The organism is Psychrobacter proteolyticus (assembly GCF_003350005.1).
In the GTDB taxonomy this organism is placed as follows: Bacteria; Pseudomonadota; Gammaproteobacteria; order Pseudomonadales; family Moraxellaceae; genus Psychrobacter; species Psychrobacter proteolyticus.
Map to the genome: position 1 here is coordinate 57,414 of NZ_QLKS01000004.1, position 12,462 is coordinate 69,875.

9 protein-coding genes are annotated in these 12,462 nt (G+C 44.1%); 6 read left to right on the forward strand and 3 right to left on the reverse strand.

The window, feature by feature from the left end; all coding sequences use genetic code 11:
• Window positions 1-154: 154 nt before the first annotated feature.
• The 3 genes from DXK30_RS10055 (at window position 155) to DXK30_RS10065 (ending at window position 3,177) form a co-directional block, all read left to right on the forward strand.
• Entirely contained in the window at window positions 155-1,264 is a 1,110-nt protein-coding gene (locus DXK30_RS10055; protein ID WP_227670774.1) for a hypothetical protein, read from the forward strand.
• Window positions 1,265-1,294: 30 nt separating this feature from the next.
• Complete coding sequence (locus DXK30_RS10060) at window positions 1,295-2,134, forward strand: type III secretion system chaperone family protein (protein WP_114701597.1); 840 nt, start codon at window positions 1,295-1,297, stop codon at window positions 2,132-2,134.
• Window positions 2,135-2,262: 128 nt separating this feature from the next.
• On the forward strand, window positions 2,263-3,177 hold the full coding sequence (locus DXK30_RS10065; RefSeq protein WP_114701598.1) for a histone deacetylase family protein: 915 nt from the start codon (window positions 2,263-2,265) through the stop codon (window positions 3,175-3,177).
• A 58-nt stretch (window positions 3,178-3,235) separates the two neighbouring features.
• On the opposite strand, the gene DXK30_RS10070 is transcribed toward DXK30_RS10065, so the two are convergent.
• Together DXK30_RS10070 and coaBC are read right to left on the reverse strand one after the other, a co-directional pair.
• On the reverse strand, window positions 3,236-4,018 hold the full coding sequence (locus DXK30_RS10070; RefSeq protein ID WP_101206033.1) for a sulfite exporter TauE/SafE family protein: 783 nt from the start codon (window positions 4,016-4,018) through the stop codon (window positions 3,236-3,238).
• Window positions 4,019-4,086: 68 nt separating this feature from the next.
• The gene (coaBC, locus tag DXK30_RS10075) at window positions 4,087-5,508 is read right to left on the reverse strand and encodes a bifunctional phosphopantothenoylcysteine decarboxylase/phosphopantothenate--cysteine ligase CoaBC (RefSeq protein WP_114701599.1); all 1,422 of its coding nucleotides are present in this window, start codon (window positions 5,506-5,508) and stop codon (window positions 4,087-4,089) included.
• 128 nt (window positions 5,509-5,636) lie between these two features.
• On the opposite strand from coaBC, the gene radC reads away from it, so the two are divergent.
• The 3 genes from radC (at window position 5,637) to DXK30_RS10090 (ending at window position 11,473) form a co-directional block, all read left to right on the forward strand.
• Window positions 5,637-6,320: a RadC family protein gene (gene radC / locus DXK30_RS10080; RefSeq protein WP_102094064.1), complete on the forward strand. Its 684-nt coding sequence runs from the start codon at window positions 5,637-5,639 to the stop codon at window positions 6,318-6,320.
• Between the two features lie 349 nt (window positions 6,321-6,669).
• Window positions 6,670-9,585: an acyl-CoA dehydrogenase gene (locus tag DXK30_RS10085; protein ID WP_114701600.1), complete on the forward strand. Its 2,916-nt coding sequence runs from the start codon at window positions 6,670-6,672 to the stop codon at window positions 9,583-9,585.
• Between the two features lie 511 nt (window positions 9,586-10,096).
• Window positions 10,097-11,473: a dicarboxylate/amino acid:cation symporter gene (locus DXK30_RS10090; RefSeq protein WP_114701601.1), complete on the forward strand. Its 1,377-nt coding sequence runs from the start codon at window positions 10,097-10,099 to the stop codon at window positions 11,471-11,473.
• A 96-nt stretch (window positions 11,474-11,569) separates the two neighbouring features.
• Here DXK30_RS10090 and DXK30_RS10095 read toward each other — a convergent pair whose 3' ends face one another.
• Window positions 11,570-12,325: a TSUP family transporter gene (locus DXK30_RS10095; RefSeq protein WP_114701602.1), complete on the reverse strand. Its 756-nt coding sequence runs from the start codon at window positions 12,323-12,325 to the stop codon at window positions 11,570-11,572.
• Window positions 12,326-12,462 lie beyond the last annotated feature (137 nt).

Sequence of the window (12,462 nt, forward strand, 5' to 3'; positions counted from 1 at the left end):
CTGGTTATTTATCAAGCAGCAGTCAATATTCATCACAAACAAAGGCAATGTTCGTGGCATAATACCCTATGCTCGCTACAAACACACAGTATAACAAATTGTCGATTACTCTGACTTCAAAAAGTACGACCTCAAAAAAATACGACTTTAAAATATGACTTTAAAACCTATGCCGACTTCACCAGATAGCCAAACACAAATGCCTAATGCAGAGACTAAAAGTGACAACGCAGACACTAACTTGTCAAAAGAGCCATCAGCCAGCCGTTTGACAGTAGATAGATTGATCGATGCTCAAGTTAACTTTATGCAGCAGTGGTTGCACAATCAAGCTGAGCCACTAGCGATGGAAGCTTGGCAATGGTTTGGTGCGCAGCCCTTAAGCAAATATATCACCTGTGACCATTTACAACAGCTGATGAAAGACTGGCTATTAAATCAGCCGATGACTGAGGTGATGCGTACCGATATCCGTGATATTTTGCATACCATTATTTATCATCCAGTCAATGACAGTGTGCCTTTATCTGAGCTGGTCGATGATGCCCAAGTCGAAACTCTGGCTAACTATATCGGTAGCCATGAGCAGCAGCGCAATATATTGATTCATACGCTGGTCGGTAACGAAACCTTTGCCGATTTGTTGACCCAAACACTCTATCACGCTATCAACGATTTCATGGAAAGCACCCTCGATAAAGCAGGTGGTGTTGGTAAATTGATGAAGCTTGGGCGCAGCTCTTTTGAAAAGGCAACCAACAGAAACCTCGATGAAAAACTACAAACATACCTGCATCGCAATATCAAAGATTTGACGCGCAAAGCCGAAGCCAATGCGCAGGAACACTTATCAAACGAAGAGGTGGCGCGCCTGATGGTTATGGGCTGGGAGCGTATCAAAGACCAACCGATCAGCGAGCTGCAAACCTACTTAAGCGATGAGCATGGTAATAGTAGCATTGACCATATCGAAGCCAGTATCCAACAAAGCTATAACCGCTTACGACTGTCACCGTATCTACACAGCTTAGTATCGGCAAGCATCGATACTTGGTATGCCAATCATCAGGCTGACACGATGGCGACCATTGCGGCGAATTTGCACATTGACGAAGCGGCCATGAAGCAATGTAGCACTAAACTACTGCCTATCGTGCACGATGCTCTTGAGACGCCGTGGTTGACGGCTCATATTCGTGAAATGCTAACAGCGTTCTATGCACAGCCTACTATCAAAGAAGGTTTGGCATTCACTCACGATTAATTTATAACCCTTACTTATCAGCATACTATTATGAGTCAACGCAATAAACTCAGCTTGTGGCAAAAGATCAAACAGTTACTAACTGCTGCCGCACCGCAGTCAGTCATCGATGCTGCAAGCGAGCAAGGGTGTTCATCACTTGCTGACAGCGAGATTAGTAATACAAAAAATATATCGGCTGATATTTCTAATATCAGTTCTCAAGCTACTGACAGTACTGTCTCTGATATCTCTCATGAGTTAGAGGCAAATCAAGGCAGTGAACAGAATAACACTCAAGCGCAAGCAGATACATCTCAACTCAAAACCGATAGCGCAAATGCAGAACCTCAAAACCAGAGTGACACGCCTATCGTCGACTGTCTAAAGCAATACTTCAATGCCAAGCAGTGGCACTACACGCATTATCGACCCAAAACCAACGACAGCCAAAAATCGCATCATTTATCCTTGAGAATGCGTCATAAGCAAATAAACTGTGGCTATCTGTTTCGGGTGCAAGAAAAAAACAAACTATTGGCCATCTACGGCATCTTGCCATTTTTGATACCAGAAACTCATCAAAGTGCCGCGATGCTACTCATCACCCAAATCAACTATGACATGCTAGTCGGTAATCTAGAGATGGATGTCAACGATGGTGAAATACGCTACAAAAATGCCATCGATGTCGAAGCAGTTGGTCTAGATAATGAGATCATTGAGCATTTACTACAAAGTGTGGTTGCGATGACCACAGTCGCCAACGAGCTATTTGGCAACTTGGTTAATAATCAAGACCCTGCCGAAAACATGCAAACGCTACTTGTCGAGCTACGTCAACAGTCAGACGCGCGCACATTCTTTCTTCCGACTCAGTTTGTTCAATAGCTCAGTTTGTTTGATAATTAAGTTCATTCGATGAACCGGTTTTTCAATCAAGCCATAATCCACAATAGCTGATACTTGTCCCTTTATTCTTCTACCCAAAAAACCATCAATACTAAGCTAGAAACCTTATGCTAAAAATTGCCTACTCTGACGTCTTTCGCTATTCCGTGCCAGAAAAACACCGCTTCCCCATGCAAAAGTACCTTATGATTCCTGAGCGTTTACTGGCAGAAGGGACTATTAGCCAAGATAACTTCTTTGCCCCTGCTCGCTTAAGCGAAGATGAGATTTTGACCACGCATACCGCAGAATACTGGTATCAGCTTAAAACCCAAACACTGCCGCGCAAGGCTGCTCGTGCGATCGGATTTGAGATGACGCCGCAGTTGGTAGAGCGCGGTCGTTATATTGCCCATGCAACGTATGAGTGCGCGCTATATGCTCAGCAATATGGCGTGGCTATGAATGTCGCAGGTGGCACCCATCACTCTTTTGCTGGTCATGGAGAAGGGTTTTGTGTTTTTAATGATGTTTGTATCGCTAGCAACTTACTACTAAATCGTGGACAGGCAAAGAAGATTTTAGTGATCGATTTGGACGTTCATCAAGGTAATGGCAACGCCAGCATCATGGCAGATGAGCCACGCGTTTTTGTCTTTAGCATGCATGGTGCAAAGAACTATCCGTTTCGTAAGCAAGTATCAGACTTAGATATTGAGCTAGACAACGATACCGGCGATGCTGAGTATTTACAGATATTAGAAGATACGCTGCCACGCTTAATCGCTGAGGTTGCACCAGATATGATTTTTTATCAGTCTGCTGTCGATGTGCTCGCTACCGATAAGCTCGGCAAACTTGGTTTGACACAAGCAGGATGCAAGGTGCGTGATGAATACGTTCTGCAGCAGGCAAAAGCCGCCAATATCCCTGTCGCTATCGTGATGGGTGGCGGCTACTCAGAAGATATCGAAGATGTGGTTGAAGCACACTGCAATACGTTTCGATTGGCACAGCAGATATTTTTTGAAGAATTGGTCTAATAAAATATCGCTGAAAGGTAAAGATAAGTCCAGAGTTGGAATGGCTCATATACCCTAGCTATAACAATGCGGTAATACCTTGCCAGCCAACGCGTATTCCAAGCACGATTAAAATCAATAAAATAAGCTGACGAAAACGTGCTTGTGGTAAATAGCGACGTAAACGGATTCCAACTAGCAGTGTGACTATAGACAGCACACTCAAAAAAGTAATCAGCTGCCACTCACCACTGCTCAGTGCCATGATAGGCTCACGCAGCACAATAATTTGGGCAATTTTTCCTAAGAAATAGCACATGTTACCGACTTTGGCGATGGTGTTTTTATCATCACTGGCAGACAATAAATACATCATCAGGATGGTCGACATTGCATTGGTCGAGCCGCCGATGACGCCTGCACCAAAGCCAACGGCAATCAACATAGGCTTAGTATTTGGTAGACGGATTTGTTTACCGAGTAAACTACTCACAACGTAGAAAGCAATGACCGCGGCCAACAATAAGAGAATATAAGCGCTATCGACCCATAGCAAGAGTTTCGCACCTAAAATGCTACCTAGCAGGCTGGTAAGCGCAAGCAACCAATAGCGTCTGCCGTAGTAGATAAAGTTTTGCCAAATGGTGCGTTCACCGCCTACTAGCCACGTCATCACATTAACGACTAGCGAGGGGAAAATCACTAGTACAATGGCGTGTTGCAATGGGTACATACTAGCAAGCGCAGTTGTCGTTACTAGCGTTGCGCCAAGTCCGCTAATACCATGCAGCAGTGAGGCAAGCGCAAAAATGATCGTCAGCACTAGCATCTGAGTGCTATCGTTACCAGCTATATTCATCATATCGGTCACACCATTTTAGGCTCAGCGCCCATATCCACATGCTATCTACACGCTTTGAGCCTGTAGCTCTAACTATCTTTACGTTGACCGATTGCTTGACCGATGATGCTAGCAAGTTGCTCAGCAATTTTATCTTTACTGGTCTTCTCAAGCGTTACCGCGTCACGCTCATAGCGCTCAGAGAAAAACACCTGCATCGCATTGTCATCACTAGCAAAACCAATATCTGCACGTGAGACATCATTACAGGCAATCATATCCAAATCTTTTGCGACCAACTTACCACGGGCATAACGCTCAACATCTTGCGTCTCTGCTGCAAAACCAACGACAAACAATGCTGGATGCGCAAGAGAAATCTTCGCTAGAATATCAGGGTTTTTAACCAGACTGAGCGTCATGGCATCTTGCGTTTTTTTAATTTTTTGCGGTGCCGCTTCTTCAGTACGATAATCTGCCACTGCTGCGGTGGCGATAAAGATATCTGCTTTTACAAATTGGTTGTCATCATGAGAATGTAGCAAGTCATGATTGTCATTATGGTCATGGTCGCTTACATCGTCATCACCGCAACCACAGTCGCCATGATAATGCTCTTCAGAATGGGAATGGTTATGAGAATGACCATGCGTGTGATCATGAGAATGGTCGTGCTCATCTTCAAAGACCAATTGAAGCTCGCTATGCGTGCCATCTACACATTGCTGCGCCGCTATCAGCATATCTTCAGCAGACAGCACATCGATCCGTGTGACATTAAGCGGCGTGGGCAATGCCACTTTACCACCAGCGATTAATACAACGTCTGCACCAGCAGCCACACAGGCGCGCGCCAATGCAAAGCCCATTTTTCCTGAAGAGTGGTTAGATAAATAACGTACAGGGTCAATCGCTTCTACGGTGGGACCTGCGGTAATGACCACTCTTTTGCCTGCCAGCAATTGCGGCGTTGTGTTCATCGCTATGAACAGTAAAACCTCATCCAATAACTGCTCAGGCTCAGGCAATCGCCCTGCTCCGACATCACCGCACGCTTGCTCACCGCTAGCTGGCTGGATAATCTGATAATTCATATCGCGCAAGGTTTGCACATTTAGATTGACCGCTGGATGCGCCCACATCTGCTGATTCATGGCAGGAGCAATAATGACAGGCGCTGTAGTGGCAAGGCACACTGTAGTCAATAGATCATCAGCCATACCCATGGCCAGACGCGCAAGCGTATTGGCTGAAGCAGGTGCAATGACGATTAAGTCGGCCCACTTGGCCAGCTCAATATGCCCCATGCCTGCCTCTGCCTGCTCATCGAGCAACGACACGTGCACCTCGTTACCCGTCAACGCCTGTAGAGTCAGCGGTGTGATAAATGCTTGTGCACCTGTCGTCATGATAACGCGCACACCAAAGCCCGCCTTGACTAATAAACGGGCAAATATAGCAGATTTATAAGCGGCGATACCGCCAGTAATAGCAAGCACAATATTGGACATAAGCGTGGCATCAACAAAAAAGTGAAAAGATAAAATTGCGCTTATAGTAACAATTATGAGATAAATTGGGTAAGATTTTCCGTATCTATCTCAGATAACGAGTATCAACCCATTTTCAAGGAGTGACCATGGCGATCAAAGACTGGCATGAGGATGACAGGCCACGCGAAAAACTTTTAAAATTTGGTGCAGCTCATTTGTCTGACGCCGAGATACTGGCCATATTTTTGCGTACGGGTACTCAGTCTCAATCAGCGATTGAATTAGCGCGGCATTTGATTGATCAGTTTGGTAGCTTAGCCGAGCTATTAGCCGCCCCTCAGAAGACGGTTCTTGCCTGTCATGGTATTGGCCCTGCAAAGTACGCCCAAATATTAGCCTCACTTGAGATGGGTACGCGCTATCTGGACAGCCAACTAAAAACTGGGCAAGCACTCGGCCGCTCCCAAGCAGTCAAAGACTATATCAGCACCCAGTTGCGCGGCGAGCACCGTGAAGTATTTGCGGTACTCTGTCTGGATAATGCGTTGAACCTTTTAAACTTTGAGATATTATTTACTGGTGGTATCTCATCATGTTCTGTCTGTATCAAGCACGTACTTCGGCATGCACTAAGCCACGCGGCTAGCCAACTTATTATCGCCCACAATCATCCTCATACCGATGCTAAGCCATCAACGGCAGATAACTTACTGACCTATGAACTAAAAAAAGCCTGTGACTTATTAGATATCTCGCTTGTCGATCACATTATCGTCGGACGTAACGACACTTTGTCTTATGCCGAAAGCTGCCTTGCCCCTTTTGGTTAGCTCTTTGGCGAGTTTTCGATAATAGCTGGCTACGTGTTCCAACTAGACATATGACTAACCTGCAAACAATTATGTTTGATACATATCATCGACAGAGCGTAGCATTTTGGCTCTTGATAGTTATCGACAACTGTTTCATATTAGTAGCCATTCTTGTCATTTATTTGTCAATTACTTACTAGACCATTAATACTAGTATTCAGAAGACGTAGAACCGAGCATTTAGAGATTAACAAATCATTCAACATATTTATAAGACAGTAAGTGGCAAGACGAAAAATAATTATAGTTAGCTTATTCACTTACGTACTTTTCGCATTTTTTATTCAGCGCTTTAAAGGAGATAGTCATGGCAATTGGCTTGTTTATTTTGGCAGTCATCATTCAGTTAGCCGTGGTCTTGGCCATCTTTTTGTTGTCCTTATCACGGGTCACCGGTAGCATCGTCGCCCTGATTACGGTTATCGTCACCGCAATTATCAGCCCATGGTCGCTCATTTTGGGTATACCAATGGCACTGCTATGCTTGGTCTTACTCGTTGCACCGCTTCGCCAATCGTTAATCACTAAGCCTGTTTATAAGGCGCTGGGCGGTGCAATGCCAAGTATGAGTGATACGGAGCGTGAAGCGCTTGATGCAGGTACTAGTTGGTGGGAAAAAGAGCTGTTTATGGGTGCGCCGAACTGGGATACCTTTGCCAATTATCCTTATCCGCAGCTCTCAGAAGCAGAGCAGAGTTTCATTGATAATGAAGTAGAAACCTTATGTGGCATGCTTGATGAATGGCAAATCCAGCATAAAGATAAAGATCTGTCACCTGAGGCATGGCAATTTATCAAAAGTAATGGTTTCTTAGGTTTAATCATTCCAAAAGAATTTGGTGGCTTAGAATTTAGCTCATATGCGCAAAGTCGTGTCATGAGTAAAATCGCTTCGCGTTCGCCGACTGCTGCTGTGACCTGTATGGTTCCCAATTCGCTCGGCCCTGGTGAGCTGTTGATGCACTATGGTACGGACGAACAAAAACAGCGCTGGTTACCAGGTCTTGCAAAAGGTGATGAAGTGCCTTGCTTTGGTTTGACTGGCCCTGAAGCGGGCTCTGATGCAGGTGCCATTCCTGATACAGGTGTGGTCTGTTACGGTATGCACGAAGGCAAGCAAGTGCTTGGCCTGCGCATGAACTTCTCCAAGCGTTGGATTACCCTAGCACCTGTCGCCACTGTGGTTGGTTTAGCGTTCAAAATGCACGATCCTGAAGGTCTGCTTGGTAATCCTGAAAAAACCGATTACGGCATTACCTGTGCCCTCGTTCCAGCTAACCACGAAGGTGTCGTAACAGGGCCACGTCACAATCCAATCGGCTCACCATTTATGAATGGTACGGTCGATGGCAAAGACGTCTTTATCCCATTAGATTACATCATCGGTGGCGTCGAGAATGCTGGTCGCGGCTGGCGTATGCTGATGGAATGCTTGGGTGTTGGTCGAGGTATCTCTCTACCCGCTCTGTCGACATCAGCCAGTGAAATGACCTATCTGTCTGTCGGGGCATTTGCCAAAGTTCGCGAACAGTTCAAGATATCCGTAGGTAAATTTGAAGGTGTACAGGACGCTACTAGCCGTATGGCGAGTAACACTTATATGTTAGAAGCGTTCCGACATTTGGTCACTTGCGGATTAAACCAAGGTGGCACGCCCTCTGTTATGACTGCCATGGCCAAATACTATGCGACTGAAACCATGCGTAGCGTCGTCAACGACGGTATGGATGTGGTCGGTGGTCGTGCTGTACAGATGGGGCCACGTAACTTCTTAGCAACACCTTATCAAGCGATTCCTGTTTCTATCACGGTTGAAGGCGCCAACATTTTGACCCGCTCGCTCATGATCTTTGGTCAAGGTGCGATGCGTTGTCATCCTTATTTATTCGACGAGCTTCAGTTACTACAAAGCGAAGATAAAGCGGCTGCTACTGAAAATTTTGATATCCTTTTCTTCAAACATTTAGGCTACACGTTTAACCGTGGTGCAAAAGCCTTTGTCGCAGGTTATATTGGCGGTAGCGATAAGGCGCCGAGTTTCGCAGATGCTTTTACCCGTCCCTACTACAAACATATCAACCGTTTAAGTGCGAGCTTTGCCCTAACTGCTGACATGGCATTAGGACTATTAGCAGGAGATTTAAAGCGTAAAGAGATGCTCTCTGGTCGTTTGGCAGATATTCATAGTCATCTATTTATTGCGACTGCTATTTTGCAGTTCTATGAGCATGGTAGCAAGTCAGAATCTGAGCGCTTACATGCCGAAGTTGCGCTACAAAACAGCTTGTATACGATTCAAGAAGCCTTTGTGTCATTCTTCGCTAACTTCCCGAATCGTATGGCAGCCAATGTGGTTAGTTTTGTGACTTTCCCAAGTGGACGTATCTTCACCCCAGCAAGCGATGAGCTGAAACGCCAGTTAGGTGATACTTTCATGGATGATTTTGCAGCCAACCCATTCCGCGATTATCTGAAAACCATGGTTTATTACAATACAGATGCAGACGATGTAACTGGTCGTATGGAACATGCTTATCAGACGTTGGTCGAAATCGAACCATTGTGGCAGAAGTTCAAAAAGGCAGAGCATCAAGACAGCTTTGAAGGTTTAACCTTTGAAGATCATGTAGTACACGCTAGTCAAAATGGCGGCATTACCGAAGAAGAAGCAGAAGTGCTGATTCAATATAATGCCATGCGTTTTGATTCATTATTGACTGATACGTTTGACGAGCATCTATCGGAAGCGCTAGAACGTGACAATCCGCATGCCCTTGAAAATGCAGTTCATCAACTGACTGATTATGCACAGCTAAAAAGACAAGCTCAGAGTAAAAACGGTATCGCTGTGGATACTGATGCATCTGCCGTTGATGATTCGGCTATTAATGATCTAGTCAGTACTGCAAATACGGATGATCATACTGGCGATGCCAATCCTAATCATGGTTACGAGAGTGATGGCGATGTAGAATTGGTGAGTGAGCAAGATACTGTCAAAGAAGTAAATTCTCAGACAGATTTTGCAGAGTCGGAGCCTGAGATAGAGGCGTTAGATCATCGCCATCGTGATGCTGAATCACATCTTAACGAGCGTATGGCCAATAACCACAATCGTCATATTGCACCACCTGACGAGATAAATGCTGAAGCAAGTGATAATGAAGTCAAAAATTTAGAGCGCCAATTACTCTCATCACGCGAAGAAGACGATAAGGTTTAATAGTCTATTCTGTTTCTAATATTAGTGTTAGTTACTGAGCTTTATTAAAATCTATAGTAAAAGTTTCACTTCTTATCAGCCAGACTATCTATAAACGATAGTCTGGCTTTTTGGTACATATTAAACGTACTCAGCTTATCAAAGCATATTTTTCTCAATTTTAGTTGTCTTAATTTAGTGGTTTAAAATTAATTATTAGCCATATAGCAAGGCGTTAGAAACTCTTTCATAAATATTTTGTTTCATATACGAAACAAACCGTTTAGAATAAATATTGACTATATTACGGGCACATAGCTTTAGCAACTAATGTAAATTCTTCATAAAATAAGAAAAAAATCTTGCAGTGCCCTTAGCTATTCTTTTATATTGTTCACGAAAATGTGACATCAAGCGACAATCACAGGAAATTAATAGTCATAACAAGCTTTATAGTAAGGCCGATAAGTACCATCATATTGGCTAGTTAACACTTACTATAAAGCTGTTATGCACACAAAGGATATGAATTATGTGGAAGAATTTAGGACTGACGGGCAAGATTATTGTTGCCATGGTGCTCGGTATTGGACTGGGTCTATTTCTAAACTATTCAGGATTGAACGGCGAAGGTAGCTTTGTTAATACTTACATCACTAATGGCTTTTTTGCCATTATCGGTAAGCTATTTGTCAACTCGCTAAAAATGTTGGTCGTACCTTTGGTGCTTATCTCACTGATTTGCGGTGTATGCGGTATTGGTGATATTCGCTTACTTGGACGCATTGGTACCAAAACGTTCATTATTTATATGATAACCACCGCGCTCGCTATTGCGACAGCGATTGGTCTTGGTTCGTTATTCGGTATCGGTAAAGGCATGAATATCGAAACTGAAGCCGCATTTGAAGCAGCATCAGCGCCACCTCTACTTGATGTGTTCTCTAACATCATCCCATCGAACCCCATCAGCGCGATGGCAAATGGCGATATGTTATCAATTATCTTCTTTGCTATCTTAATCGGTGTCAGTATCTTGATGGTGGGTAAACCTGCCAAAGGCTTAGTGCAGAGCCTAGAACTGATCAACGAAGTTATCTTAAAGATGGTCACGATCATCATGAACCTGGCACCATACGGTGTATTTGCTCTATTAACTAAAGCCATGGCAGAGCTAGGTTTAGATTTGATTTGGTCGCTACTTGGCTACGTAGCAGTATTAGTCGGTTCATTGGCCTTCCACTTCTTTATCACCATGATGATTGTACTTAAAGTCTCTTCAGGCCTATCTGTCAAAATGTTCTTGGCAAAAATGCGTGAAGTACAGATCTTTGCTTTTAGTACCTCAAGCTCGAACGCGACGATTCCTATTACCTTGCGTACGGTTACCAAGCGTATGGGTGTAAACAACTCAGTTGCGTCGTTCACTGTTCCTTTTGGTGCTACCATCAATATGGATGGTACGGCCATTATGCAGGGTACTGCGACCATCTTTATTGCCAATATTTACGGCATTGATTTGGGTGTAACCGAATACTTAACCGTAATCTTGATGTCAGTACTGGCATCTGTTGGTACGGCTGGTGTACCTGGTGTTGGTCTAATCATGCTATCTATGGTATTTGCTCAAGTGGGTCTACCAATCGAAGGTATTGGTCTAATCTTGGGTGTGGATCGTATCCTTGATATGTTACGTACTGCTGTAAACGTAGGTGGTGACGCTGCTGTTACTACTATCGTGGCAAAATCAGAAGGCAAAATGGATCTGGCTATTTACAACGATCCTAACGCTGGTGCAAAAGATGTATTTGATGGTCATATCGATGAAGACAATGAGCGTGAGTTCTCTGAAGTCTTTAGCGATGGCATCATGGGTAGTGAATACGATGATGTTGATCGTCGCCGCTAACCCACGCTTTCTAGATAGAAGTGCATAAAATAAAAAACCTCAGTCAAGTTGGCTGAGGTTTTTTTATGATTAGTAATCAGTCAAACCAACAATTAATTAGCCAAACACATACTTGGTCAACATCGCTAGACAGACCAGTACAATTACTGGGCGAATTAATTTGCTACCGCCTTTAACCACCATATGCGAGCCAAAATAGGCACCGATGGTTTGTCCAACCATCATCGCTAGCCCCACTTTCCACAATACGTTACCACCCAAAATAAAGAAGATTAACGAACCTATATTGGTCGATAAATTCAATACTTTAGCCGCACCTGTTGCTTCGATAATTTGACGACCACGTAATGCCACATTGCCAAGCGCAAAAAACATACCAGTACCTGGACCGATATAACCATCATAAAAACCAATCAACGGTGCCACGACTTTTTGCCACTTGCTCTCTGAGATGCGCGGTGCAGCCTCTACTTCACCCAACCTAGGGGCAAATAACGTATAGATACCGATAGCCGCGATCAAAAATGGAATTATCTTTTCTAGCAAGTCAGGTGGTGACATCTGTACAGCGATGGTGCCAATAACGGAACCAATAAAAGCAGCGATGATAGCTACTTTGATACGTTGTGGTTTGACGACCCCTTTTCTAATCATAGTAATAGACGCAGCTAATGCGCCTGATGCCGCTTGCAGTTTATTGGTACCAAGCGTCAATACTGGTGGAATGTTGGCCAGTAGCATGGCAGGGATAGTCAACAACCCACCGCCGCCAGCGATAGCATCAATAAATCCTGCTAATGCGGCCACCGCAGTAAGCATTAAAATAATCTCTAACGAGAAAGTTAAGTCCATGACACTGACCTGCAAAGTATTATAAGAAGAGAAAAGAAGTTTTGAGATAAGGCTAAAATATCATTATCGATGAGCTGACAGCTTACCAGTGCTAGCAACAGCAATAATGACACGTCGCATAGCGTTGCTCATTATAA

What these genes read in the sequence shown, in the direction of transcription:
- DXK30_RS10055 (WP_227670774.1), top strand. Translation starts at nt 155, where the DNA reads ATGACTTTAAAACCTATGCCGACTTCACCAGATAGCCAAACACAAATG.
- DXK30_RS10060 (WP_114701597.1), top strand. Translation starts at nt 1,295, where the DNA reads ATGAGTCAACGCAATAAACTCAGCTTGTGGCAAAAGATCAAACAGTTA.
- DXK30_RS10065 (WP_114701598.1), top strand. Translation starts at nt 2,263, where the DNA reads ATGCTAAAAATTGCCTACTCTGACGTCTTTCGCTATTCCGTGCCAGAA.
- DXK30_RS10070 (WP_101206033.1), bottom strand. Translation starts at nt 4,018, where the DNA reads ATGATGAATATAGCTGGTAACGATAGCACTCAGATGCTAGTGCTGACG.
- coaBC (WP_114701599.1), bottom strand. Translation starts at nt 5,508, where the DNA reads ATGTCCAATATTGTGCTTGCTATTACTGGCGGTATCGCCGCTTATAAA.
- radC (WP_102094064.1), top strand. Translation starts at nt 5,637, where the DNA reads ATGGCGATCAAAGACTGGCATGAGGATGACAGGCCACGCGAAAAACTT.
- DXK30_RS10085 (WP_114701600.1), top strand. Translation starts at nt 6,670, where the DNA reads ATGGCAATTGGCTTGTTTATTTTGGCAGTCATCATTCAGTTAGCCGTG.
- DXK30_RS10090 (WP_114701601.1), top strand. Translation starts at nt 10,097, where the DNA reads ATGTGGAAGAATTTAGGACTGACGGGCAAGATTATTGTTGCCATGGTG.
- DXK30_RS10095 (WP_114701602.1), bottom strand. Translation starts at nt 12,325, where the DNA reads ATGGACTTAACTTTCTCGTTAGAGATTATTTTAATGCTTACTGCGGTG.